This is a genomic window from Nocardioides sp. BGA-UO-ETr-FS32 (assembly GCF_059567905.1).
Genome location: NZ_JCAQOX010000002.1, coordinates 35,633 through 59,879, shown reverse-complemented (window position 1 = coordinate 59,879; position 24,247 = coordinate 35,633). Strand labels below are relative to the sequence as shown.

Genomic DNA, 24,247 nt, shown 5'->3' with positions numbered 1-24,247 from the left:
TCACCGGTTGGCCCGCCAACTCGTCAGTTGGCAGCCCCCGGGCGGCGGTCCGAGCGGCCTATCCTCGGAGGATGCACCGGATCTTCACCACGAGCGTCGCCTCGGTCTACCCCCACTACGTGGCGAAGGCCGAGCGGAAGGGTCGGACGAAGGCCGAGGTCGACCAGGTCATCGAGTGGCTGACCGGGTTCGACGAGGCGACCCTGCGCCGGCACCTCGACGAGGAGACGACGTTCGCGGACTTCTTCGCAGCAGCCACGCTCAACCCGCACGTCGACCAGATCACGGGCTCGGTGTGCGGGGTCAGGGTGCAGGAGGTCGAGGACCCGCTGATGCGGCAGATCCGCTACCTCGACAAGCTCGTCGACGAGCTCGCCAAGGGTCGCCCGATGGACAAGGTGCTGCGCGCTTGAGCGTCGGAGCGCCCAGCCTGGGTACCGGGTGCCATGACCGATCTGCCTGACACCTCGAGCGACCCGCGCCGGCACTGGCGACAGCGCACCGTCCACGGCGACGGCGTCGACCTCGCCGTCCATGAGGTCGGGGACCCGGAGGCGGTGCCGGTGGTCCTCGTGCACGGGTGGCCCGACACGCACCGGACGTGGTTGCCCGTGGCACGCCTGCTCGCCGATGACCTGCGGGTCATCCTCTACGACACCCGCGGGATGGGCCTCTCGCCGACCAACGCCCCGGACGCCTCCTTCACCGTCCCGCACCTGGCGGCGGACGTGATGGCGGTGCTCGACGACGCCAGCCCGGACCGGCCGGTCCACCTGGTCGGTCACGACTGGGGATCCGTGCAGGGCTGGGAGGCCGTGTGCGAGCCGGGTGCCGAGCAGCGGATCGCTTCCTTCACCTCGATCAGCGGCCCCTGCCTCGACCACGTCGCCGCCTGGGTGCGCCGTACGCTCCGACGTCCGTCACCCGTCGGCCTCGCCGGGCTCCTCGGCCAAGCGGTGTCGTCCTCCTACGTGCCGTTCCTTGCCTCCCCGCTCGCTCCGCCGGTCGTCCGCCTCGTGGGCGGTCCGGACGCGGCGTCGGGGCTGCGCTACTACCGGGGCAACCTCGCGACGGCGGCGGGCCGCCCGCGCGAGCGGCGTACGTCCGTGCCGGTCCTCCAGCTCGCGCTCACCCGCGACCCGGCCGTGCGCGAGTCCGCCCTCGCCGCGAGCGACCCGTGGTGCGACGACCTCCGGCGCGTGCACCTCGCCGCCGGGCACTGGGCCCCGAGGACCCACGCCGGCGAGGTCGCGGACGCGGTGCGCGCGCATGTCGCCGAGGTCGAGGGGCTCACTCCTCGCCCCGCTGGCGGCGCAGCCAGCTGATCGGGTCGCCCTCGTCGACGTCGACGCCGTGGCGCCGCAGCAGGTGCCGGGCCACCTGGCGTCGCGCGGCGGCGTACGTCACGACGTGGGCGAACACGCTGCCCATCACGAAGCTCTCCGGCGGGTCGCAGAGCGCGTCGACCAGCCGGTCCTCCCACGCTCCTCGGGCGTCGAGGTCGCGGACCCAGCCCAGCCAGCGGGGCGCCACCACGTCGTGACGGGCCAGCAGGCTGGCGGGGTCCCGCTCGCCAGCGAGCGGGAAGTCCGCGCCGTCGATGGCGGCCAACCAGATCTCCTTCGTCGCGACCAGGTGCTCCAGGAGCTGCGCGAGCGACTCGTCGGGCCCGTCGAAGCCCAGGACCTGCAGGCCGGGCAGCTCCGCGGACTCGTACGCCTCCTGCGGCACGCCCTTGGCGAGGTCGAGGAGGTGCCTGGTGTCGTCGAGGTCGTGGCGCACGAGGTGCTCGGTGATCGGGTTCATGGCCTGCTCCGTGGACTGGACCCACAGGGACGTGGGCGGGTGGAAGTGGATGCCGTTGGGCGCCGGGAGCCAGTGGCCCGTGGCCGGCGTGCTGGGCGGGTGCCCGAACGCCCGGGCGTACGCGCGACCGAAGCCCTCCACGGACTCGTAGCCGGCCTCGAAGGCCGCGTCGGTGACGCTCGACCCGTGCGAGATCCGCCACGCCGCACGCTCCAGCATCACCCGGCGACGCATCGCCACCGGCGGCTCACCGGCGTCCCTGCGCAGGCGCCGGTTGAAGTGGTACGGCGAGGAGTACGCCCCGCCGGCCATGTCGGCGAGGGTCGCGTGGTCCTCGTCCAGCACGGCGTCGAGCAGCTCTCGGAGCCGGTCGCGTCCTGACTCCCTCATGGCCCCAGTCTGGGGCACCGCGGGCTCGCGGCGCCTGACCGGAATTGCTGTGTAGCCTGCGCGCTCAGTCGAAGGCGGACGTCACGCAGACAGCCGCCCGAGTGCCCCGAGCAGTCGGTCCTCGGCGTGGATCGCGCGCTCGGCGAGCCGACGGACCGACGGGCTGACCCCGACGACCAGCTCCGTACGGGCGGCCGCGATCGCGGCGTGGGCGTGCCCGACGAGGCGCTCGACGACGGCACCGTCCAGCGCCGCCCCCCGCAACCCGACGAGGTCGGCGACCTCGCGCGCCCCGGCGTACGGCGCGACCGGCCGGCCCTGCGCGTGCCGGACGTCCGCGAGCGCCGAGAGCTGGGCCGCGTGCACGCCCCGGGCCTCGCGGACCAGGACCCGGAGGTCGGCGCGGGTGCTGCGCGCCGCGCCTGCCTCACAGGCGGCCATGATCGGGCCGAGGGCGGCGGCGGCCTCCTCGAGGTAGAGCTGGTCGGCGGCGTTGCCGTCCGGTCGCAGGCCGGGGCGCGGTTGCGCCGCGACACCCGGGACGGGGGCTGGTTGCGCGATGATCATCTGGTCCTCCCTGCTCGTGACTGTGGGGCCGGCTGGGCGGGCGGGAGCGCGACCAGCTCCTCCAGCTCCTGGATGACCGCCCACGGGGTCGGCGGCGCCGGGGCACGGAGTGCCTCGAGGAGGCTGTCGACCGAGTCGGCGACCGTGAAGTCCCGACCGGCCCGCCGCCGGTCGGCGAGCGGCACGGGTCCCTGGTCGCGAGCGGCCAGGATCCCCTGGGCGAGCGCCTCGGCGTCGTCGGGGCGCACCAGCACGAGCGCCCCGCAGTCGGTCTCCGGGAGGCCGCCGTCGTGCGAGGCGACGACGCGACACCCGGCGTGCTGGGCCTCGATGGACACGATCCCGAAGGTCTCGTGCCAGTACTGGCTGTTGGAGGGCATCACGACGACGTCGTGCTCGGCCAGGAGCGCGGCCATGCCGGCCGGGGTGCGCCGCGCGGGCACCAGGTCGATCCCGGGGTGCGTGTGCAGCATCCGCTCGATGATCGCGCCCTGTGGCTTGTCGGCTCCGGCGGACGTGGCGGTGAAGGTGACGGAGCCGGGCTCGAAGAGGTCGGTGTGCAGCATCGACAACAGCGTGTAGATGCCCTTCTCGGGCGTCAGCCGTCCGGCATACAGCACCCGGGTGATGTCCGTCCGCGCGCGGTCACGGGGCTGGCGGGCGAAGGCGCTCTCGGCGAACGGGTAGACGACCCGGATGGTGTCGATGCTGACGTCGAGGAACTCCGCCCACAGCGCCGCCGCGTAGCGGCTGGTCGCGATGAGCGTACGGTTGCGCGTCCCGGCGAGCACGGATGCCTGACGGTGCTCGCGCAGCGGCGGTGGCACGTGGAGGATCTGGTAGGCCGGGTGCATCGTCGCCACCGGCGGGGCCTCGCTGACGAAGATCACCGTGTCGTCGAGCGACGCGAGGGCGTCGAGGTCCGCGACGCAGTGGAACGGGACGTCGTCGAACTCCTCCCGCCCGTCGGCCGTCCCGAGCCCGACGGTGACGACCCGGGCGGGGATGGCCCGGCGGTTGAGCTCGCGGACCTGCCCGACCGTGAAGTTCTCCGACCCGCCCGTGCCCGCGGGAAGGCGCTCGCCCGGGGACCAGACGAACGAGATCACCTGGTGCCGGTGGCGAATGGCGGGCCCGCGGTGCGGAGGGACGTCGTGCTGAGCGGCGAGAACATCTCGCTACCGCCTGTCGTTGCTGCCTGCGCCAGTACCCGTACGCCCGGAGAACCCGTGGCGCGGACCTTGCGCTGGCAGTCCACTTCGACAGTAGCAGCACGGCCGCACTGCGGCGGGTTGCGAGAGGGGCACCACGGCGCAGGTCCGCGGGACGTTCGGCACTGTGGGGCGTCGCGAGGCCTGCCTAGCGTGGTCAGTGACCCGAGGAGGCGACATGGAGCCAAGGACAAGGGTCCTTCTCGCGCTGTTGTGGTTCAACGGCGTGAGCGCAGTGGGAGGCGGTCTCGCCCTGATGACGGACTGGATCCCCGAACAGGCGTCGTGGGTCCGCGACACCGACTTCGCCAGCAACTACTTCCCCGGCGTGATCCTGATGGCCGTGGTCGGCGGCAGCTCCCTGGTCGCCGCCGTGGCCCTGGCCAAGCGCACCGACGGCTGGCAGCTCGCCAGCATCGTCGCCGGGACCGTCATGGTGGTCTGGATCATCGGCGAGATCGCCTCCATCCGTGCCTTCCACCCGTTGCAGGTGATCTACCTCGTGACCGGTGTCCTCGTCGTGGCCTCGACGCCGCGCCAGCACGACGCGGCTTCGCCCGAAGCAGTGCCCGCGCCCGACCGCCGGCTGACGCCATGAGCCGCCGGACCCGGCTCCTCTGCGCCTCGGTCGTCGCGCTGGTGGTGGTCGCCGCCGTCCCCACGTTCTTCGTGGACGGGATCCTCAACGGGACACCGGTGATGAACGGCTCGGCGCGCGGCACGGCGCTCGTCATGCTCACGCTGGCGCTCCCCGTGCTCGTCCTCGGGATGGTCTCGTCGGATCGCGGCTCACCACTGGGGGCCGCCGCGCTGCTCGGGGCGCTCGCCTACCTCACCTACAACGCCACCCTGCTCGTGTACGCCACGCCGTTCAACGAGCTGTTCCTGGCCTACGTCGCCCTCCTGGGGCTGTCGTTCTGGTCGTTGGTCAGCGCGCTGCTCGACCCACGTCCACCGCTCCTCCCGGAGACCCTGCCCGCGCGCGGCATCGCGGCGTTCATCCTCGTCGTCGTCGTCCTCAACACGCTCGCGTGGCTGCGGTTCGTCGTGCCCGACCTGGGCGAGGACCCGCCCGGGTTCCTGGCCGGGACCGGCCTGACCACCAACCCGATCCACGTGCAGGACCTCGCGTTCTGGCTGCCGGCGATGGCGATCGTGGCGGTGCTGCTGTGGCAGCGGCGCCCGGCCGGCATCTTCCTGGCCGGCCCGGGCCTCGTCTTCTGGGTGATCGAGGCGGTCGGCGTCGCGGTCGACCAGTGGTTCGGCCACCGCGCCGATCCGGGCTCCGACGTGGCCACGTCGGCCGGCGTCGTCATGTTCGCCGTCCTCGCCGCAGCAACGGCCGTACCCCTCGCCCTCTGGCTGCGCGCGGTCGCCGGACGCACCCGCCACCCGGGCGGCCCACCAGCACGTCCCTCACCACGCACTCCACAAGGAAGTGACCGAGCATGACCACCACGCCCACCCCTACTCCTGTCCCGATTCCCGATCCCTTCCCGGCGGCCTACCCGGTCCACGTCGATGCCGACCTGGACCCAGGCCTGAGCCGCGGGCTCTGGCTGGTGAAGTGGCTGCTGGCCATCCCCCACTACGTCGTGCTGGCCTTCCTGTGGCTCGCCTTCGCGGTCACCAGCGTCATCGCGTTCTTCGCCATCCTGTTCACCGCGCACTACCCGCGGGCGTTGTTCGACTTCAACGTCGGGGTCATGCGGTGGAGCTGGCGCGTCACCTACTACGCCTACGGCGCGCTGGGCACCGACCGCTACCCGCCCTTCACCCTCGCCGACGTCCCGGACTACCCCGCACACCTCGAGGTGGACTACCCCGAGCGCCTCTCGCGGGGACTGGTGCTGGTGAAGTGGTGGCTGCTGGCCATCCCCCACTACCTGGTCGTCGGCCTGTTCGTCGGCGGCCTCGGGTACGGCGTGCGGGGCGCCGACGAGGAGCCTCTGCTGACCATCAGCCTCATCGGGCTGCTCGTCCTGGTCGCCGGCGTCGCGCTGCTCTTCACGGGACGCTACCCACGTCCGGTCTTCGACCTCGTCCTCGGCCTGAACCGGTGGGTGCTGCGCGTCGCGGCGTACGTCTCGCTGATGACGGACCGCTACCCGCCGTTCAGCCTCGACCAGGGCGGGCACGAACCGCCGGTCGTCGGTCCGCCGCCGGCCGTCACTCCCCCCTCGAGCCCGTCCGCGGTGTCGCAGGGGGCACCCGCACCTCGCCCGCACGACGTGTCCCGCGGTGGCTGGACGACCGGCCGGGTGGTCGCCCTCGTGCTCGGCTCGCTGCTGGTGGTCGGCGCGGTCAGCAGCGCAGGCGCCGCCGTCACCCTGGTCGCCGCCGACCGGATGGCGCGCGACGACGACGGCTTCCTGACCAGCCCCCGCGAACAGCTCACGACGGACGGCTTCGCGATCACGTCGGAGGACGCCCACCTCCGGACCGACGGAACGCTCGAACGCCTGCCCGACGCGGTGATCGGGGACGTACGGCTGTCCGCCGAGGGGGCCGGCGGGACCGAGGTGTTCGTCGGCATCGGACCCGCTGTCGACGTACGGGCCTATCTCGCCGACGTGCAGCACGACACGCTGGTCGAGGTACGGGACGGAGACCCGGTCTATCGCTCGACGTCGGGCGGCTCCCCGGCGACCCCGCCGACCGAGCAGACCTTCTGGGTGGCCGAGGCGACCGGCGCCGAGCCGACCGTCACCTGGGCCCTCGCCGAGGGTGACTGGTCCGCCGTGGTGATGAACGCCGACGGCTCCGCCGCGGTCGAGGTCGACGTCGCGGCAGGCGCAGAGGTCCCGGTGCTGGCGACCGTGATCGCGGTGCTGTTCGTCGCCGCAGGGCTCCTGCTCCTGCTGGGGGCAGTCCTCATCGCCGTACCGATCCGAGCCGTCACCCGGAGGCGCGCCTGAGGGCTCCTGCCGCCTCGACGGGCGCCTGGCGTCAGACGTGCTCCAGGCGCTCGGCGAGGCGCGCCAGGTCCTTCGTCATCGCGCCCTTCATCGCCCTCCGCATCACGGGCGCCGCGACCTTGGCGAAGCCGCTGGGGGTGCCGCGGTTGCGGAGTCCCATCTCGGTGCCGGCCGGGTCCTCGCTCCAGGTGTAGGTGGTCTCCATGGGGAACGGGCCGTCGGCGGTCCGCATCACCAGCCGCTCGCCCGGCACGAGCTCGACCACCTCGTACGTGTAGGCGAGCCGCCTGCCGAGGAACCTGGCCTCGAAGTCCATCCGTGACCCGACCGCCACCGGAGGCGGCGTCCGCCAGCGCACCGAGTCGATGTTGGCGTACCAGTCGGGAGCGTTGGTCGGGTCGCCCGCGTAGGCGGCCACCACCTCACGCGGGAAGGGCAGCACGGCTCGCACCTCGACGTCGACGTCCACCGCACCAGTATGGGGTCGAAGGACTCTGGGCCCGCGGCTCGAGCACCGCCGAGGATGCTGGGATGGAGCGCACCACGATCCCGGCCACCATGTCCGCGTGGGCCGTGGACAGCCCGGGCCCGATCGCAGGACGACCCCTGGTGCAGGTCACCCGGCCAGTTCCTGATCCGCAGCGGCACGAGGTCCTCGTACGGGTGACCGCGTGCGGTGTCTGCCGTACGGACCTGCACCTGTGCGAAGGGGACCTCGCCCCTCGTGGCCGGGGGGTCGTCCCGGGGCACCAGGTGGTGGGGCGCGTCGCCGCCAGGGGCGAGGAGGTCACCGGGCTGGAGGTCGGGCAGCGCGTGGGCATCGCTTGGCTGCGAAGCACCTGTGGCGAGTGTCGCTGGTGCCGCTCCGGGGCCGAGAACCTCTGCCCCTCGTCGCTCTACACCGGCTGGGACGCCGACGGAGGCTTCGCCGAGTACGCCACGGTGCCGGCCGCGTTCGCCTACCCCCTCCCCGTCGACGTCCCGGACCCGCAGCTGGCCCCGCTGCTGTGCGCGGGGATCATCGGCTACCGGTCGCTCCGGCGGGCAGAGCTCCCCCCGGGTGGACGGCTGGGCATCTACGGCTTCGGCTCGAGCGCGCACGTGACCGCCCAGATCGCACTCGCGCAGGGAGCGGAGGTGCACGTGATGACTCGCAGCCGGGACGCCCAGGACCTCGCTCGCAGCCTGGGCGCCACCTGGGTGGGCGACGCCGAGGAGACCCCGCCGGTCCGGCTCGACTCCGCCATCGTCTTCGCCCCGGCCGGCGAGCTCGTACCTGTGGCACTGGCTGCCCTCGACCGCGGCGGCACCCTGGCCCTGGCGGGCATCCACATGTCGACCATCCCCGCACTCGACTACGACCGACACCTGTTCCTGGAGCGGACGGTGCGCAGCGTCACCGCCAACACGCGAGCCGACGGCGCGGAGCTGCTCCGGCTGGCCGCTCGCATCCCGCTCCACATCCGCGTGACGGCGTACGCCTTCGACTCGGTCGGACGGGCGCTGGCGGACCTCGCCGCCGACCGAGTGACGGGGTCAGCGGTCGTCACGATGTAGGACCCCGGCCGGGGTGCCGCTCGACACGGAGGGTCGGCGCCGGCTCATCGGCACGACGTCGGGCACGTGAGCTCGGACAGCGCCCGGGCGAACGTCGGTGGGGTGCGGACCGAACGCAGCAGCCGGCGGTGGAGCTCGGCACCGCCCCCCACCTCGACCAGCTGCTCGATCGCGGGCACCACGACCGCCTCGTCACCCCACCCGCCCAGGGTGGGTCGCACCAGGTCGAGCAGACCCTCCACAACTGCGGGGGCGGGAGCCCGCTCGCCGGTCCGCGGATCGCGCACGTGTCCGGCGAGACCCGTGCGAGCGGCCGACCAGCACGACTCGAGGAGCACCGCGTCCGGCACGTGCAGGAGCGGGACCGCCCGGTGTGCCTCGTCGACGGCCGTGGCCACGAGTGCCCGCACCAGCCCCGCGTAGGCCACCGCGTGGTCGACCGTCAGGCACACGTCGGCCACCCGGACCTCGACGGTCGGGTACCGGGGTGAGAGCCGCGCCAGGTAGTAGACGTTCCGCTCGTCCAGGGCGCGGCCGGACGACACGGCGGCGCGCACCTCGGCGTCGTACTCCTCGACCGAGCACACGTCCGGCGGGGGTCGCACGGTGGGCCATCGGGACATGAGGGGGAAGCGCCGACTGGCCCACCCGGAGTCACGTCCCTCCCACACGGGCGAGGCGGTGGTCAGGGCCAGGAGGGTCGGCAGCCACGGCCTGAGCCGACGCAGCACCTGGAGGCCGAGGCGCCGGTTCGCGACGCCGACGTGCACGTGGCAGGAGCACGTCCCGCTCGAGGGTGCCTGGTCGGGGAAGCGCCGCAGCAGCTCGGCGTACCGAGGCGTCTCGGTGATCATCGCCTCGAGCGGCAGGCCACGCGGTGGGACGCCTGCCGCGACGCTCACCACGTCCATGGCCGACGCTGCCCCGGCCACGCGGATCCGCGCTCGGTGAGACCTGTGCGCACCTCGTCGAGAGTCAGGCAGATCGGGGTGCGGGTCTCGACCATGTATCGCATGATCTCGCTGGTCACGACGTACGGCGCCGCGGCCAGCGCGATCACCTCGGGTGCGACGGCAGCGACCGACCCGGTCCGCGGGTCCAGCAGCAGGAACTCCTCCTCGACGCCGACCGTCGGGGGGCCGAGCGCCACGGTCGGACCACCAGGGCTCTCCACCGAACGCCTCCGTCCTCCCCCGCTCCACCTTGCGTGAGCCCCCAGCCCTCCACCAGAGACGAAGGGCCCGCGCACGCCGGGCGTCCGTCCCGGCGCCGACCGCCGTTGACCAAGACTTGAATATGTTTGCAATTTGCATATTCTTGAGCCGAGGGCACCGCTCCAGCTGGGAGTGAGCCAGGAACGGGAGTCAGCTCATGAGCGTGCCGCTGTACCAGGCGAAGGCCGAGTTCTTCCGGACACTCGGTCACCCGGCGCGCATCCGCATCCTCGAGCTGCTGTCGGAGCGCGACCACGCGGTGCACGAGCTGCTGGAGCAGATCAGCATCGAGCCCAGCAACCTCTCCCAGCAGCTGGCCGTGCTGCGGCGCACCTCACTCGTCGTCGCGCACCGCGAGGGAGGGGAGGTCAGGTACTCGATCGCCGCACCCGAGGTGCGGGACCTGCTGCTCAGCGCCCGGAGGATCCTGGTGGGCCTGATCCACGTGGACGAAGACCCGGTCACCTCCCCGTCCGCCAAGACGGCTCGGTGACGCGCGAGGCTCCCTCCGGGCCGAGCCGCACCGAGGGACGTGTCCTGCGCGTGTGGCGGGCTCGAGCACGGGACCTGCTGCCCCGCGGCAGTGACTGGACCCATGCTCGCCCCCGACGCGACCTGACGGCGGGTGTCATGGTCGGGCTCGTCGCGATGCCCCTGGCCCTGGGCTTCGGAGTGAGCTCGGGGATGGGCGCCACCGCGGGGCTGGTCACTGCCATCGTGGCCGGAGCGGTCGCCGCCGTCTTCGGAGGAAGCCGGGTCCAGGTGAGCGGGCCGACGGGCGCGATGACGGTGGTCCTCGTCCCGATCTTCGCCACGTACGGCGCCGACGGGGTCCTGGTGGTCGGGCTGCTCGCCGGGCTGATCCTGATCGGGCTCGCCCTCGCCGGCGCGGGTCGGTTCATCCGCTACGTCCCGGTACCGGTCGTGGAAGGCTTCACGGTGGGCATCGCGGCAATCATCGCCCTGCAGCAGCTCCCCGGCGCGCTCGGCGTCGAGGTCGATGCCGACAAGGTGCTGTCGCTGGGCGCCGTGGCGATCCGCACCTGGGCCGAGAACCCGTCGTGGGTGCCGCTCGGCATGGCTGCCACGGTCACCCTCGCCATCCTGGCGATGACCCGGTTCCGTCCCACGCTCCCCGGATCCCTGATCGCCGTCGCTGCGGCCACTGTCGCCAACTCGACCCTCGCCCTCGGGGCGGGGACCATCGAGCGCATCCCCTCCGGACTCCCCGCCCCTCACGTGCCCACCGTCGCCCTCGGCGACCTTCAGGCCCTGGTGCTGCCCGCGATCGCCGTCGCGGCCCTGGCGGCACTCGAGAGCCTGCTCTCCGCCACGGTCGCCGATGCGATGAGCGTGGGTCAGCGGCACGACTCGAACCGGGAGCTCCTCGGGCAAGGCCTCGCGAACCTCGCCGCTCCCCTCTTCGGGGGAATCCCTGCGACCGCCGCGATCGCCCGCACGGCGGTCAACGTCCGAGCCGGCGCCACCTCGCGGCTGGCCGCGCTCACCCATGCGCTGGTCCTCCTCGCAATGGTGCTGGTGGCCGCACGCTGGGTCTCGGAGATCCCCCTGGCTGCGCTCGCGGGAGTGCTCGTGGCGACCGCCATCCACATGATCCGGGTCTCCAGCCTGCTGGCCCTGACTCGCTCCACGGGCGGAGATGCGACGGTGCTGGCGATCACCGCCGCGGCCACTGTCCTCTTCGACCTGGTGACTGCGGTCATCCTGGGTCTCGTCGTGGCCGGGTTCGTCGCCCTGCGCCAGACCGCGAGGACGGCCCGGCTCGACGAGATGTCCCTCGATGGGGCCGACCACACCGACGAGGAGCAGTCACTGCTCGACGAGCACATCGTCGCCTACCGCATCGACGGTCCCCTGTTCTTCGCTGCGGCGCACGACTTCCTGCTCGAGCTGGCGGACGTCGCGCACGTCCGGGTGGTCGTCCTGCGGCTGTCGCGCGTCACCACGCTGGATGCCACCGGCGCGCACGTCCTGGCCGACACGATCAGCCGGCTCGAGGGTCGGGGGGTCACCGTGCTGCTCTCCGGGGTCCAGCCTGCGCACGCCCGCGTCCTGCGGGAGCTCGGCGTGTACGAGCGCCTCGCCCACGAACGGCACCTCTTCGAGGACACGCCGGCAGCGATCGCGCACGCCCGCCTGCACGCCTCGCGGATCGCCCACGCCGCCGCCACGACCACGACCGGTCACGACGAGGGCCTGACCTGACCCGTCCGCCGCCGCCGTGGCGACAGGCCCGGCAGGAGGTCAACATGACCAGCGGGCCCCTGGCAGCCCGAGACCAGGCTGGTCGCGCCTCGCTGACGCCGTCACCTGAGAGCGTCGGCGAGCTCCGTCAGCGACGCGACCCGGACGTCGGGCGCCCCGAAGTAGGACGGGTAGCGACCGCCCGACCGGTCGATCCAGGCGGTGGCCAGGCCCGCGCGTCGGGCACCGTCGATGTCCCAGGGGTGCACCGCGACGAGCATGGCGTCCATCGGCTCCACGCCGCACTGCTCCAACGCGTAGGCGTACGCCCGTGCAGCCGGCTTCCAGACACCTGCGTCCTCCACCGTGAGCAGGCGCTCGAACCGGTCGCGTACGCCAGCGCCCTGCAGGAGCCCGTCCGCGACCGCGGCGGACCCGTTGCTCAGGGTCACCAAGCGGATGCCCAGCTCGCCCAGGGCCCGGACGCCCTCGACGACGTCGGGGTGCACCGCGAGCTCGGAGAACCCCTGCATCACGTGCTCGACGGCCGCGTCGAGCGGACGGTCGAGAGGCTGACCGTGCAGCCGCACCCGCAGCGCCTCGGCGCCGAGGGTGGCGAACGACTCGCTCTCCCCGGAGACCGTCAGCGCGAACCCGTCCCGCAGGAGCTCGGCGAACCACAGCTTCGCCAGGTGCGCCGGGGCGCCGACGTCCTCGAACCGGGCCGACAGCGGGGCCATGTCGGACAAGGTCTCGTTCACGTCGAAGACCAGCAGCCTCGGCCTCCTCGGTCCGTCGGGGCTGACCGGGTGGTCGGAGCTGGGTGGCAGGTCGGTCACGAGGTCTCCTGTCGTTGCGCGGGCGTCCCTTCCCAGTGTGCTCCCGCCCCGCTCACGCCGGCACGGCGGTGATCACCAGGTTCTGCTGGTAGCCGCCGGCCTCCGGGACGTACGGGCCCGTGCAGGTGACGAGTCGGAGACGCGCGGGACCGGTGCGGGCGAACACCTCCGCCGGAAGCGCCTGTCGGTCGAACCTCTCGATGCTGTCGACCCGGTAGGACCGGATCTCGTCCGGACCGGTGGCGACCTCGACTCGGTCGCCGACACCGATCGCCTGCAGCTCGGCCAGCGGCCCCACGCCGAAGCGGCGCGAGTCCACGTGCCCCGCCAGCACCATCGATCCCCGGTCGCCGGGGCCCGCCCCGAACCGGTACCACCCGAGCACGCGCGGGTCGGCAGGCAGACGCATCTGCCGTCCCCCGTCCACACCGACCGGACGGACGACGGCGTCCAGCCCGAGGGCCGGCACCCGCACGCGGGTGGGTGGGCGAGCACGACTCGTCGGGAGCGCGCCGAGCGAGGCGTCGGCGCGTCGGACGATCCCGGGCGACCCGTCGTCGCCCGGGGTGCCGAGTCCGCCCGCACCCTGGCGGGGCAGGGACCCCGGGTCCGGCGCCGAGACGGCGGCGGCGCCGCGCACCTGCACGACCTCCGGCGGGTCGTCCCCTCCCGTGACGACGACGAGGCTGAGCAGGAGCCCGGCGACCGCAGCCGCAGCCACGGCCCACCAGATGATCCTGCCCAGCCTCGTCATGGTGTCTCCTCGTTCGAGCGCTCAGCCGTCAGCGGCGGGTACGCGCCGGGACGAGCCTCGTACCCGCCACGCCGAGCGCCAGCAGCGACCCGAGCCCCAGCGCGAGGGCCCACAGCGGGGCACCCTCGCCGACCGCGGCAGCGCCCGTCTCACCGCCGGGCACCCCGGCCGGAGCGGAGTGCAGCCCATCGATGGTCTGCACCGCGAGGTCGAGGTTGCCGGCCTCGGCCGAGCCCCACGCGTACACGATCGTGGCGGTCCCCTCCGCGAGCTGCAGGTCGGCCGGGCCGAGCACGGCCTGGTTGTCGCCGGCCAGCGTGACGTCGGCGGAGTAGCCGCCCGCAGGGACGTCGCCGGACGCCTCGTCGGGGTTGGCAAGGCTGGGGAACAGCACCTCACCGTCGGCTCGGACGTCCACCGCCGGAGCCGCGGCGGTGTGGCGCACCACGAGGCGCGCCTGGCCCGCCTCGGTCGCCGACACGTCGTTGACGAACGGGGTCAGCACCGGGTTGCCGTCGGCGTCGAGGTGGGCCACCACGGTGGCGTTGGCACCGGCCGGCACCTCCACCCCGTTCGCCTCGATGGCCGGATCTGCGTTGTCCGGGTTGTCACCGTCCGCAAAGACCTGGATGTCGTAGGTGCCGGCGGGCAGCTGGAGGGGGTCGGTGAGGGTGCCCGGCTCGAAGTCGGGGATCAGCTCCTCGCCGTTGGCGTAGACGTCCACGGTCAGGTCGGGGACGGCGTGCAGGACCGAGACGGTCGCCTCGGCCTGGGCGGCGGAGGCGGGCGCGGTCATGGCAGCGGGTACGGCGACCAGGGCGGCGGCCGAGAGCAGTGCAGCGGTCTTCTTCATCAGGCTGTTCCTTTCGTGGGTGTTCCTGATGGCCGACGTTCGGAGCCGTGCCCCATGGCGGATGGGAAAGTTCTACAAAAAGTTCAACAACATGTCGAAGGTGCCGTCCTGCGGCTGTCAGCGCGCGCGCTCGAGGTCCGCCGGACCAGCCCACTCGCCCTCGATCGGCCTGCGGATGCTGCCGGCGCCCCGATCGGGCGTAGTGTCGCGAGCACGAGGGACACGCTCACTCGAGCTCGGCCCGGGGGGATCGAGCGACTGACTGCCCGCGGAGCTGCTTGGTGCCCCGCGGGCAGCCGGGGCCGAGCTCACGAACCACCCGGACAGGACACCCGTGCACGCCAGGACCCTCGTACGACCCGCCGAGCCGGACGACGAGCGGACGGTGGCCGACCTGGCCGTCGTGAACCACATGTTCGCGCCGGACGACCTGGACGACTTCACCCAGACGTTCCGCGGCGCGGTCGGCGGAGACGTCGACGACCACCAGTGGTTCGTGGCGACGACCCGGGACGGCCGCGCCGTCGCTGCGGCCTACCTCGCTCCCGAGCCCTTCGCCGATCGGCTGTGGAACCTCTACTTCATCGCGGTCGATCCGTCCGAGCACGGGCGCGGAAGGGGAACGGCCCTCCTGGCGCACCTGGAGGGCCTGTTGCGCGACGCCGGTGAAGCACGCGCGCGAGTCCTGCTCGTCGAGACGTCGAGCACCGACCAGTACGCCGCCACGCGCGCGTTCTACCTGGCCCGTGGCTTCGACCAGGAGGCGACGATCCGTGACTTCTACGGCCCGGGTGACCACAAGGTCGTGTTCTGGAAGTCGCTCTCGAGCTGACCCGACACGCTCAGAACGTGAGCACGTCGTCGGCCTCGACCGTCCATGCGGCGAGGACGTCCATCGTGGATCGCGGTGCGCCGTCGATGAGGTTGTCCTCGGTGAGACCGCGGGCGTCGAGGCAGGTGCCACAGCAGGCGACCTGCCCACCGTGGCGGACGAAGCCCGTGAGCATCCTGTCGAGGGTGTAGTAGCCGTCGGGGGTCTTCTGCCCGGCCACCGCGCAGGTCACCGCGTCTCCCATCAGGAAGACCCTCACCTCGGCGTCGTCGCGGCGACCGAGGGCGACTGCGAGCCGTACGGCGTTGAAGGTCTCGTCCGCGCCGTAGGCCGGGCCGTTGAGGATGAGCAGGAGCTTCTTCATGGTTCCGATGCTCCTCGCCTGCGCGCTCACGCCTCAGGGGCGAAAGGCCCGTGGGCTCGGGTCGACGGTCACGCCGCGCCGGTCTCGATGGGCACGCCGGCGACGCGCCACTCGAGGACACCGTCGACGGCTCGGCGGGCGTCGAGTCCCTCCGCGTTGAGCAGTCGGACGGCGTCGTGAGCCAGCACGCAGTAGCGCCCGCGGCAGTAGGCGACGATCTCGCGGGTGCGCGGCAGCTCCCCGATCCGCCCGGCCAGCTCCTCGAGGGGGACGTGGATGGCGCCGGGAAGGTGACCGGCGGCGTACTCCGGCTCGGGCCGGACATCGAGGACCACCGCCTCGCCGTCGGCGATCCGGCGCAGCAGCTCGTCGGTGTCGACGGCCGTGGTGTCCTCCGGCCCGAGGTAGGCCCGCCGGGCGAGCTCGGTGTGCGGGCGGTGGACCTGCGCCACCCGCCGCAGGTGGTCCCAGAGGCCCGCGACGTCGGTCCCGGCCAGCGAGTAGTAGATCCGCTTGCCGTCGCGGCGGGAATCCACGAGACCCGCCTCACGCAGCGTCTGCAGGTGCGCGGAGCAGGTGCTCATGCCGAGGTCGGCCGCCTCGGCGAGGCTCTCGACGCTGCGGGGTCCCTGGCTGAGGAGGTCGAGCAGCTCGAGTCGCTTGGGATTGCCGAGGACCTTCCCAACGGCGGCGAACTCGGCGAAGAGCGCGTCCTTCCCGGCCCGGTCACCCATGCCCGATCTCCCTCGCCGACGAAGCGTCCGGGCGGTGGTGGGTCTCGTACATGCGCACCGCCACGATGAGCCCCGACACGGCGGTCAGCGCGGCGACGGTCCACACAGCAGCGGCCACACCGAGGGCGTCGGCGACGACGCCGGCCAGCAGCGCCCCGACCGCAAAACCGCCGTCGCGCCACAGCCGGTAGACACCGACCGCGCGGGCGCGCCACGCCGGGTGCGCCACGTCGCCGATCGAGGCGAGGAGGGTGGGATAGACCATCGCCGTGCCGGCACCGAGGAGCGCGGCCGCGACTGCCCAGAGGGCGAACGAGTCGGCGAGCGCGATCAGCGCGAGCGCGAGGGCCTGGAGCCACATGCCCGAGGCGATGAGCCACTTCCTCCCCCATCGGTCGGAGAGCGCGCCCGTGACGAGCTGCCCGACGCCCCACACGCCCGGGTAGAGGGCGGCGAGGACGCCGATCTCGCCGATCGAGAGGCCAGCGCTGGCGAAGAGGATCGGGAACAGGCCCCAGGCGAGGCCGTCGTTGAGGTTGTTGACCAGGCCGGCCTGGCTGGCCGACGACAGGGCGGGCTCCTTGAAGCTGGTCTGCACGAACACCTGACCGCTCGTGAGCTCGCCGCGGAGGTGATCGTGCTTGCCGTCGATCCGGGCGACGTGCCCGGCAGCCTCGAGCCGGGCGTGCTCGCGGGTCTCCTGCACGCCGAGTGTCGACAACCCGAGCCCGAGCGCGGCGAAGGCGATGCCGAGGAAGAACGGCTCCGGCCGCAGCCCGTACGACTCCGCGACGTAGCCGGTGGCCAGCGCGGTCGCGGCGACGGCGGCGTACCCGGCGGCCTCGTTGAACCCCATGGCGAGGCCGCGACGCGCGGGTCCCACGATGTCGATCTTCATCACGACGGTCGTCGACCAGGTCAGGCCTTGGCTGATGCCGAGCAGCACGTTGGCAACGATGATCCAGGTCCACGACGGCGCCCAGATGAGCATGAACGGCACCGGCACCGCGACGAGCCAGCCCGCCACCAGGACCGGCTTGCGACCGAAGCGGTCCGACCAGGTGCCGGCGAAGTAGTTGGTGGCCGCCTTGGCGATGCCGAAGGCCAGGATGAAGCTCAGCCCAGCGGTGTAGGCCGTGATGCCGAACTCTTCCTGGCCGAGCAGCGGGAGCACGGTCCGCTCCTGACCGAGCATGCCGCCGACGAGGGCGTTGACGACGACCAGCAGCGTGAACTGCGCGGCGTTCTGGCGCAGCCCGAGCTCGACCCGGCGCCCGGTGCCGGCGGATCTGGTCCCGGCGCTCACCGGCTCGTCTCCAGGGGTCCGCCGCTCGCGTCCGCCCACTCCTGGGGTCCGCCGTCGAGGACGGTGACGTGGTGGTGACCGGACCTCGCGAGCAGGCTGGCGGCACCCATGGCGCGTTCGCCGTGCCCACACATCACCACCAGCGGCTCGTCCGGCACGTCGGCAGCGCGGGTGGCGAGGGCGCCGAGCTCGATGTTGTCCGCGCCGGGCACGTGGCCTCCCTCGAACTCGCCGCGCTGCCGGATGTCGAGGACACGAGTGCCGGCGAGGGCGTCCGGGCGCGCCACCGGGATCGAACCCGCCGGCCGGCCGGTGGCCGTCCAGGCGGTCAGACCGCCGTCGAGCTCGCCGGCGAGCTGGTCGTAGCCGACCTTGCGGGCCTGCCAGACGATCTCGCCCGGGTCCTGGTCGGGGTTCCGGACGACCACGATGGGGCGGTCGTCGTCGAGGAGCCAGCCCAGCCAGGTGGCGAACACCGGCCGTAGCGGGATCGACACCGACCCGGGCACGTGCCCGGCGCCGAAGTCCGCCAGCGGGCGTACGTCGACGACCTGCGCCCCGGCCGCGACGAGGTGGTCCACCTCGTCCGCCGTGAGGGCGCGGAGGGTGTCGCCCTCGACCGCGGCGGGGCCGCGTCGGTTGATCTCACCCAGTCGCAGGAAGTAGGGCGGGAACGTACCCAGCGAGTCGAGCAGCTGGGCGACGAACGCGTCCTCGGACTCGGCCCGGAGCAACGCGTTCGTGGCCCGTTCGGTGCCGATCGTCGACGTACGCTCCGCACCCGGCGGTGCCGAGCAGAAGGAGCCGGCGCCGTGCGTGGGCCACACCGCCACGTCGTCGTCGAGGCGCGCCAGCCGCTGCAGGGACCTGTACTGAGCGCGGGCCAGCTCCTCCGTACGCTCCGGCGACACCAGGTCGGTGCGGGCCGCCGAGCCCACGATCAGGGAGCCGCCGGTGAACACGCCGAGCGTCCGGGAGTCGTCGAGCAGCTCGAAGGCGATGTGCTCGTGCGTGTGCCCGGGAGTCGCTAGGGCGCGCAGGCGCAGGTCACCCAGGTCGACCTCGTCACCGTCGGCGAGACCGGTGTGCGGGTACTCCCTGCCGCCCGACGCAGAGGCCAGCACCTGCGCCCCGTCCGCGCGGGCGAGCTGGACCGCGCCGGTGAGGAAGTCCGCGTGCAGGTGGGTGTCCGCGGCGTACGCCACCATCAGCCCACGGCGCCGCGCCGCGGCGTACAGGGCGCGGAGGTCGCGACTGGCGTCAACCGCCAGCGCGCGACCGTCGTCCAGGTCGAGGAGGTAGGCGGAGTTGCCCAGCCCCTCGTCCACGAGAGGGATGACACTGATGTCGCCCATGACCACCTCCGGAGCACGTCGGACAGACGCCGCGAAGCCTACGTCATTCCACAGAATGATGGAATGAATACGTTGCGGTGTCAGCCCGGAGTGCCGACGAACACGCGCCCCATGGCGAAGATCCCCCGCTGCGGGATCCAGAAGTCCCCCAACCGCGCCTGCTGCGGCAGCGGGGCAGGACGTCCGGCGTCGGCGCCGTCGATCGTCGCCTCGGTGTCCACGACCCGCCAGATCCGCAGGGGATTCGCGTCGAACGGGAGGCCGTTCGCGGTGAGCCCGGTCATGGAGACCTTGCCCACACCGAGGGTCGCGGAGGCCATGGCGCCCATCGCCCCGAGCATGGAGGTGGAACGCCAGGCCGCCATCGGCATGACGGAGCCCATCGCGCTCATCACCCGGGTCATCGGCGAGGCCGCGAGGGTGAGGCGCCAGTCCACACGCCCCTCGGCGATGACGTGCAGCTGCGCGGGTCCGTCCCAGGTCACGTCGATCGGGACGACCGTGGACTCCTGCACGCCGTGGCCGAACCAGCGGGAGCAGGCGACCTGGGGTTGTGCCGACTCGTAGAAGTGCCACGCGCCGTCGGGGTCGCGGTGCCAGATGGAGGTGAACTGCTCACCGACCGAGGACGCGGTCCACCGCCGCAGGCCGAGGACGTGGCCGGATGCGAAGGTCTGGCCCATCACGCCGTAACCGGCGACGCGCTCGTCCGGTCCGGGCGGCAGCTGCGGATGCCTCTCGGACTCGGTCGCGTGATCGCGCGGTGGCCTCACCTCTGCAGGCTAGCCCTCTCGACCGTGCCGGTGTGTTCCAGCAGACCGGTGATCCGCCACTCCCCTGCTCCCTCGACGAGGCGCCGCGAGTCCCCCAAGGACCCTGCCGCAACTGACTTCCGGCCCTGTCGGGCGCGGAGCATCGACGCGACGATGGCAGCACGTGGATCGAGAGGAGGGCAGGGTCGAGATGTCTTCGCTACCCATCCGCTGGCAGAGGCTGGTCAAGGACGGGGCCACCTGCACTCGATGCGGGGACACAGAGGTCGAGGTGCGTCGCGCGACTGAGACCCTCCGTCAGGCTCTCGCCCCGCTGGGGATCGAACCGGAGCTCGAGGTGCTCAGCGTCGACGAGAAAGCGTTTGCAGCCCGACCTCTCGAGTCCAACCGCATCTGGATCGCGGAGCGGCCGATGGAGGACTGGCTCAGCGGCAGCGTGGGCAGCAGCCGGTGCTGCTCCGTGTGCGGAGACGCCGACTGCCGGACGCTCGAGATCCACGGCACGACGTTCGAGACCATCCCCGCGACGATGATCGTCAAGGCAGGACTACTCGCCGCAGCAGACCAGCTGGACGGGGGCTCACCTACTCCGATTGCTCCGACAGAGACCGGGAGCGGAGCAGACTGACCGTCCTGCGGACGGGATGGGTGCGCACGTGCGAACCACGCCGGCCCTGTCGGCGGGATTGCGGGCACCGTCGTGTCGGACCACCATGGGTGGCGTGGCGACCACGAGCAGCACCCGCCTCGACTTCAGGGTGCTCGGGCCTGTGGAGGCGTGGCGCGAGGACGCTCCACTGGCGTTGGGCGGACGGCGGCAACGGTGGCTGCTCGCACTCCTCCTCATCGAGCCGGGACGGACGATCTCCAGCGACCGTTTGATCGACGAGCTCTGGCAGGGACGCGCCCCGGGCGGCGCGGAGGGCACGCTGCGCGTCTATGTCTCCCGCCTGCGTTCGATGCTCGGCGGCACCACGCTGGTCGCTCGGCCGCCCGGTTACGTGCTCGACATCGACGCCGAGCGCTGCGACGCGACACGTTTCGAGCGGCTCGCCCGTGAAGCACATGAGGCGCTGGGTCGGGGGGCGGCCGGACTCGCCGCCGAGCGGCTGAGGGCCGCGCTGGCGCTGTGGCGCGGGCCGGCGTTCGCAGACGTGCGCGACGACGGCGTCGTCGCCGACGAGGCTCGCCGGTTGGACGAGCTTCGGCTCGCCGCCCTCGAGGATCGCATCGAGGCCGACCTGGTGCTCGGGCGCTACTCGACGCTCCCCGCCGAGCTGGAACGTCTCGTTCTGGACCACCCCATGCGCGAACGGCTGTGGAGTCAGCTCGTGCTCGCGCTCCACCACTCCCACCGCCGGGTCGAGGCGATTGCGGCGTGCGACCGCGCGCGCAGGATCCTCGCCGACGAGTGGGGCGTCGACGCGAGCCAGGAGCTGTGCGCCCTTCAGGACATGATCCTCCGCCAGGAGCTCAGCCCCGCACCTTCGGCCGTCGAGCGCCACAACCTCCCGGCAGCCTTGACCAGCTTCGTCGGCCGCGACCGCGAGCTGGGTGCCGTGGCCGAGCTGCTGCGCGTCCATCGCCTGGTGACACTCACCGGTGCGGGCGGTGCCGGCAAGACCCGCCTCGCGCTCGAGGCGTCCCACGCCCAGGTCGGCGCCTGGACCGGCGGGGTCTGGCTGGTGGACCTCACGGCGATCGTCGACCCGCGCGCGACACCTGGCACGGTCGCCGACGTGCTCGGCGTCCGCGAACGAGGTGACGTCTCCGCCCTCGACGGGCTCGTCGAGCACCTCCGCGACAAGGAGCTGCTGATCCTGCTCGACAACTGCGAGCACCTGGTGGGCGCGTGCGCCGAGCTCGCCCACTCCGTGCTGCGCGCGTGTCCCTACGCGCGGATCATGGCGACGAGCCGAACTCCCCTAGGCGTGCCGGGTGAGGTCGACCTCGCGATCGACCCGCTGCCCACGCCGACCGACGACACCCCACTCGCGGAGATGACCACGTTCGACTCGGTACGCCTCTTCCTCGACCGCGGCCGGGCGCGACGAGGCGACCTCGCGACGACGTCGGCCGAGATGCAGACCGTGGCCCGTATCTGCCGGGAGGTCGACGGACTGCCGCTCGCGATCGAGCTCGCCGCCGCACGGTCCAAGGCTCTGTCGGTCGACGACATGGCCAGCCGTCTTGATGACCGGCTGCGGTTCCTCCGCTCCGGGAGCGCACTCGACGCCCCCCGCCACCAGACGCTCCGGGCGACGATCGACTGGAGCCACGACCTGCTCGCGGCGGAGGAGCGTGAGCTGCTGGCCGCCCTGTCCGTCTTTGCCGGGGGGTTCTCGCTCGGCTCCGTCGCCGCTGTCTGCACGGACGGCAGCACCGATCGCGCCGAGGTGGGCGTCACCCGGCTCGTCGAGTCGTCGCTGGTCGCCACGGCGACGCGCCACGGCACGACCCGGTACCGGCTCCTGGAGACGATCCGGGAGTACGCCGCCGAGAGCCTCGCCTCCGGGACCCTCGGCGAGCGGCTCCGTAGGGCGCACGCGGAGCACTTCCTTGCGATGGCGCGAGAGGCACCCACCGAGGCAGGACCGGGCAAGCTCGAGGCGCTCGAGGTCCTCGACGTGGAGCGCGAGAACATGGATGCCGCGACGAGGTGGGCGCTCGCCACCGGGAGCGACCTGGCCGTTCCCCTCGCAGCCGCCCTGTGGCGGCACTGGTTGATCCGGGGCCGGCGCCGCCAAGGCCTCGCGTGGCTCGAGCAGGCGCTTGACCTCCCGGACGACGTACCGTCCCCGCCGCGTGCCGTGGCCCTTGCCGGAGCGGCGCTGCTCGCCAGGCTTGTCGGCGACTTCGCGGCCGCCGAGAACCACGCCCGCGAGGGCATCGCGCTCGGTCGTACGATCGGCCCTCCGCGGGCCGTCGCGGTGTCGCTCAACGTCCTCACGACGCTCGCGGTTCGGGCCGGCCACGTCGATTGCGCCCGCGTCCACTGCGCGGCGTCGGTCGCCGTCGCGCGTGCCGCCGGCGACGAGCGGCTCGAGGCCCTCGCCCTCGTCGTCCTGACCGAGGGCCTTCTCCACGAGGGGAGGTACGCCGACGTCCGCGAGGTGGGCGGGCGCGCCTTGGCGCTGGCCCGCTCGGTCGGCGATGACGAGGTGATCGCACTTGCGCTGGCACGACTGGGGGTTGCCGCGGTCCACGAGCGTCGGCTCGCGGAGGCGTCCGACCACCTCGTCGCGGCGCTCGGCCACGCGCAGTCGCTGGGCTTCCCCGAGACAGCCGCATGGTGCTGCGAGGGACTCGCCGTCGTGGCTGCCGAGACGGGCGACCCCGCCCGCGGGGCCCGCCTCCTGGGTGCGGGCGAAGCCCTGCGACACGCCGGCGGAGGTGTCGTCCAGCCCGCCGAGGCCGCTGTCCGCGAGACGGCGCTGGTGACGATACGCCTCGCCCTTTCCGACGACCAGGTGGAAGCAGAGCTGGAGAGCGGGCGCCGCCTCAGCCTCGACGAGGCCGCCGCCGAGGCGGCGGCCACACCACGAGCGATGTAACCGATCTGCAACGCGCGCAGCGCACCGTGTCGTTCCCACGACCCCGAGGAGGAAGACATGTTGCACTCACGAAGGTTCCCGTTCACCGTCCTGGTGCTGCTCGCCCTGGTGAGCGGGCTGGCCCCGCGGGCAGCGGCCGGTCCGCCCCACCGGGCAGGTCAGGCCGAGGAGCCGGTCGCAGCCATGCTCCCATTCCACGGCACGCTGGAAGGGCGCCACGTCAGCAGGGTCCCCCTCGCCCCGCCCGTGGTGTCCGACCGGTTCGAGGCCACGGGCGAGGCGACCCACCTCGGTCGTTACGAGGTCGTCATCAGCGCCACCGTGGACTTCGGAACGCGGCCGGTGAGAGGCGAGGGGCACTACAGCTTCACCGCTGCGAACGGTGACCGGCTCGTGGCCGACCACACCGGGTCCTCCACGCCCGTCCGGCCGGGAACCGTGCTGATCACCGAGCACGCGATCATCGACCCCGTGCACTCAACGGGACGGTTCGCGGGCGCCACGGGGGCGTTCACCGTCGAGCGGCTCGCGGACGCCGCCACCGGGGTGGGTGGTGTGACGAGCGGAACTATCCACGGTTCGATCTCGTTGGCGCCGCTGCAGCGGCGCCTGGAGAGGGCCCCCTCCCAGCGGTAATCACAGGTCCGCCACGAGCGCGAGCCGGGGTGGTGCGCACATGCGAGAGGCCCTCACAGTCAGACTGGAGGGCCTCTCGAACTTTGCAGCGGGGGCAGCATCTGAACCTGCGACCTGGAGACATCGGGCGCCACGGAGCAGGTACGAAGGTCGCGGATCACGGACGTGATCGGACTGTACGTGCCTAGTTTGTGGCAGTCGGTCCGACTGGCACGCGGGATCCGGGCGTGCTGCTGGTCTTCCAAGCACTGGGCGCGTGCGCGTGAGGCCAAGCCTCCCACCGGCTGGCGATCGCGGACCTCGAAGAAGTCTCCTTCTCCCGCACGTGACGAGCGCCTGACCTGCACGTGGAGGCCATGGCACTTGCAGCTCCAGCACT

General features: G+C 72.6%; 26 protein-coding genes. 12 read left to right on the top strand and 14 right to left on the bottom strand.

Features of this window, described 5'->3' with window-relative positions; genetic code table 11:
* The first annotated feature begins 71 nt into the window (after nt 1-71).
* Together AC57BS_RS00660 and AC57BS_RS00655 are read left to right on the top strand one after the other, a co-directional pair.
* Entirely contained in the window at nt 72-413 is a 342-nt protein-coding gene (locus AC57BS_RS00660) for a DUF2200 domain-containing protein (protein WP_496409623.1), read from the top strand.
* 33 nt (nt 414-446) lie between these two features.
* Nucleotides 447-1,325 (top strand): alpha/beta fold hydrolase, encoded by an 879-nt coding sequence (locus tag AC57BS_RS00655; RefSeq protein WP_496409622.1) that lies wholly within the window; start codon nt 447-449, stop codon nt 1,323-1,325.
* Here the strand turns inward: AC57BS_RS00655 and AC57BS_RS00650 are convergent.
* The 3 genes from AC57BS_RS00650 to AC57BS_RS00640 all read right to left on the bottom strand — a co-directional run bounded on the left by AC57BS_RS00650 (nt 1,291) and on the right by AC57BS_RS00640 (nt 3,872).
* Nucleotides 1,291-2,196, bottom strand: a complete 906-nt coding sequence (locus AC57BS_RS00650; protein ID WP_496409621.1) for a helix-turn-helix domain-containing protein — start codon at nt 2,194-2,196, stop codon at nt 1,291-1,293. The two genes, AC57BS_RS00655 and AC57BS_RS00650, sit on opposite strands and share 35 nt — an antisense overlap.
* A gap of 81 nt (nt 2,197-2,277) precedes the next feature.
* Complete coding sequence (locus tag AC57BS_RS00645; protein ID WP_496409620.1) at nt 2,278-2,763, bottom strand: hypothetical protein; 486 nt, start codon at nt 2,761-2,763, stop codon at nt 2,278-2,280.
* On the bottom strand, nt 2,760-3,872 hold the full coding sequence (locus AC57BS_RS00640; protein WP_496409619.1) for a glycosyltransferase family 4 protein: 1,113 nt from the start codon (nt 3,870-3,872) through the stop codon (nt 2,760-2,762). The genes AC57BS_RS00645 and AC57BS_RS00640 overlap by 4 nt, the downstream gene beginning before the upstream one ends.
* 328 nt (nt 3,873-4,200) lie before the next feature.
* Between AC57BS_RS00640 and AC57BS_RS00635 the strand changes: the two genes are divergently transcribed.
* From AC57BS_RS00635 to AC57BS_RS00625, 3 genes are read left to right on the top strand one after another with little or no spacing between them, the layout of a single operon-like run.
* Entirely contained in the window at nt 4,201-4,572 is a 372-nt protein-coding gene (locus tag AC57BS_RS00635) for a hypothetical protein (RefSeq protein ID WP_496409618.1), read from the top strand.
* Nucleotides 4,569-5,426, top strand: coding sequence for a hypothetical protein (locus tag AC57BS_RS00630; RefSeq protein WP_496409617.1), 858 nt, complete (start codon nt 4,569-4,571; stop codon nt 5,424-5,426). The genes AC57BS_RS00635 and AC57BS_RS00630 overlap by 4 nt, the downstream gene beginning before the upstream one ends.
* Nucleotides 5,423-6,892, top strand: a complete 1,470-nt coding sequence (locus tag AC57BS_RS00625; protein WP_496409616.1) for a DUF4389 domain-containing protein — start codon at nt 5,423-5,425, stop codon at nt 6,890-6,892. Before AC57BS_RS00630 ends, AC57BS_RS00625 begins: the two co-directional genes overlap by 4 nt.
* Before the next feature lie 31 nt (nt 6,893-6,923).
* On the opposite strand, the gene AC57BS_RS00620 is transcribed toward AC57BS_RS00625, so the two are convergent.
* Nucleotides 6,924-7,361: an SRPBCC family protein gene (locus AC57BS_RS00620; RefSeq protein ID WP_496409615.1), complete on the bottom strand. Its 438-nt coding sequence runs from the start codon at nt 7,359-7,361 to the stop codon at nt 6,924-6,926.
* A gap of 62 nt (nt 7,362-7,423) precedes the next feature.
* Between AC57BS_RS00620 and AC57BS_RS00615 the strand changes: the two genes are divergently transcribed.
* Nucleotides 7,424-8,449 carry a zinc-dependent alcohol dehydrogenase family protein gene (locus AC57BS_RS00615; RefSeq protein WP_496409614.1) on the top strand — a complete coding sequence of 342 codons (1,026 nt, stop codon included), beginning with the start codon at nt 7,424-7,426 and terminating at the stop codon, nt 8,447-8,449.
* A gap of 44 nt (nt 8,450-8,493) precedes the next feature.
* Here AC57BS_RS00615 and AC57BS_RS00610 read toward each other — a convergent pair whose 3' ends face one another.
* Together AC57BS_RS00610 and AC57BS_RS00605 are read right to left on the bottom strand one after the other, a co-directional pair.
* Nucleotides 8,494-9,360, bottom strand: coding sequence for a carboxylate-amine ligase (locus AC57BS_RS00610; RefSeq protein ID WP_496409613.1), 867 nt, complete (start codon nt 9,358-9,360; stop codon nt 8,494-8,496).
* A complete protein-coding gene (locus AC57BS_RS00605) occupies nt 9,348-9,623 on the bottom strand; it encodes a hypothetical protein (RefSeq protein WP_496409612.1) in 276 nt (91 codons plus the stop codon). The genes AC57BS_RS00610 and AC57BS_RS00605 overlap by 13 nt, the downstream gene beginning before the upstream one ends.
* Before the next feature lie 197 nt (nt 9,624-9,820).
* Here AC57BS_RS00605 and AC57BS_RS00600 point away from each other — a divergent pair, with 197 nt between their 5' ends.
* The gene (locus AC57BS_RS00600; protein WP_496409611.1) at nt 9,821-10,156 is read left to right on the top strand and encodes an ArsR/SmtB family transcription factor; all 336 of its coding nucleotides are present in this window, start codon (nt 9,821-9,823) and stop codon (nt 10,154-10,156) included.
* On the top strand, nt 10,153-11,889 hold the full coding sequence (locus tag AC57BS_RS00595; RefSeq protein WP_496409610.1) for a SulP family inorganic anion transporter: 1,737 nt from the start codon (nt 10,153-10,155) through the stop codon (nt 11,887-11,889). The genes AC57BS_RS00600 and AC57BS_RS00595 overlap by 4 nt, the downstream gene beginning before the upstream one ends.
* A 101-nt stretch (nt 11,890-11,990) precedes the next feature.
* Here AC57BS_RS00595 and AC57BS_RS00590 read toward each other — a convergent pair whose 3' ends face one another.
* Genes AC57BS_RS00590 through AC57BS_RS00580 form a run of 3 tightly spaced genes read right to left on the bottom strand, consistent with a single transcriptional unit; the run spans nt 11,991 to nt 14,314 of the window.
* The gene (locus AC57BS_RS00590; protein ID WP_496409609.1) at nt 11,991-12,707 is read right to left on the bottom strand and encodes a haloacid dehalogenase type II; all 717 of its coding nucleotides are present in this window, start codon (nt 12,705-12,707) and stop codon (nt 11,991-11,993) included.
* Nucleotides 12,708-12,759: 52 nt separating this feature from the next.
* The gene (locus AC57BS_RS00585) at nt 12,760-13,461 is read right to left on the bottom strand and encodes a class F sortase (RefSeq protein ID WP_496409608.1); all 702 of its coding nucleotides are present in this window, start codon (nt 13,459-13,461) and stop codon (nt 12,760-12,762) included.
* Nucleotides 13,462-13,489: 28 nt separating this feature from the next.
* Entirely contained in the window at nt 13,490-14,314 is an 825-nt protein-coding gene (locus AC57BS_RS00580) for a DUF4397 domain-containing protein (RefSeq protein ID WP_496409607.1), read from the bottom strand.
* Between the two features lie 334 nt (nt 14,315-14,648).
* Here AC57BS_RS00580 and AC57BS_RS00575 point away from each other — a divergent pair, with 334 nt between their 5' ends.
* A complete protein-coding gene (locus AC57BS_RS00575) occupies nt 14,649-15,146 on the top strand; it encodes a GNAT family N-acetyltransferase (protein ID WP_496409606.1) in 498 nt (165 codons plus the stop codon).
* Nucleotides 15,147-15,156: 10 nt separating this feature from the next.
* On the opposite strand, the gene AC57BS_RS00570 is transcribed toward AC57BS_RS00575, so the two are convergent.
* The 5 genes from AC57BS_RS00570 to AC57BS_RS00550 all read right to left on the bottom strand — a co-directional run bounded on the left by AC57BS_RS00570 (nt 15,157) and on the right by AC57BS_RS00550 (nt 19,678).
* Nucleotides 15,157-15,510, bottom strand: a complete 354-nt coding sequence (locus AC57BS_RS00570; protein ID WP_496409605.1) for a DsrE/DsrF/TusD sulfur relay family protein — start codon at nt 15,508-15,510, stop codon at nt 15,157-15,159.
* Nucleotides 15,511-15,578: 68 nt separating this feature from the next.
* Nucleotides 15,579-16,244, bottom strand: coding sequence for an ArsR/SmtB family transcription factor (locus AC57BS_RS00565; RefSeq protein ID WP_496409604.1), 666 nt, complete (start codon nt 16,242-16,244; stop codon nt 15,579-15,581).
* Nucleotides 16,237-17,550 (bottom strand): MFS transporter, encoded by a 1,314-nt coding sequence (locus tag AC57BS_RS00560; RefSeq protein ID WP_496409603.1) that lies wholly within the window; start codon nt 17,548-17,550, stop codon nt 16,237-16,239. Before AC57BS_RS00560 ends, AC57BS_RS00565 begins: the two co-directional genes overlap by 8 nt.
* The gene (locus tag AC57BS_RS00555; protein ID WP_496409602.1) at nt 17,547-18,905 is read right to left on the bottom strand and encodes an MBL fold metallo-hydrolase; all 1,359 of its coding nucleotides are present in this window, start codon (nt 18,903-18,905) and stop codon (nt 17,547-17,549) included. Before AC57BS_RS00555 ends, AC57BS_RS00560 begins: the two co-directional genes overlap by 4 nt.
* Nucleotides 18,906-18,985: 80 nt before the next feature.
* On the bottom strand, nt 18,986-19,678 hold the full coding sequence (locus AC57BS_RS00550) for a hypothetical protein (RefSeq protein ID WP_496409601.1): 693 nt from the start codon (nt 19,676-19,678) through the stop codon (nt 18,986-18,988).
* A 190-nt stretch (nt 19,679-19,868) separates the two neighbouring features.
* Here AC57BS_RS00550 and AC57BS_RS00545 point away from each other — a divergent pair, with 190 nt between their 5' ends.
* From AC57BS_RS00545 to AC57BS_RS00535, 3 genes are all read left to right on the top strand, one after another.
* Nucleotides 19,869-20,306 (top strand): DUF2703 domain-containing protein, encoded by a 438-nt coding sequence (locus tag AC57BS_RS00545; RefSeq protein ID WP_496409600.1) that lies wholly within the window; start codon nt 19,869-19,871, stop codon nt 20,304-20,306.
* A gap of 94 nt (nt 20,307-20,400) precedes the next feature.
* Nucleotides 20,401-23,232, top strand: a complete 2,832-nt coding sequence (locus AC57BS_RS00540; protein ID WP_496409599.1) for an AfsR/SARP family transcriptional regulator — start codon at nt 20,401-20,403, stop codon at nt 23,230-23,232.
* Nucleotides 23,233-23,289: 57 nt separating this feature from the next.
* Complete coding sequence (locus tag AC57BS_RS00535) at nt 23,290-23,868, top strand: hypothetical protein (RefSeq protein ID WP_496409598.1); 579 nt, start codon at nt 23,290-23,292, stop codon at nt 23,866-23,868.
* The last annotated feature ends 379 nt before the right edge of the window (nt 23,869-24,247 follow it).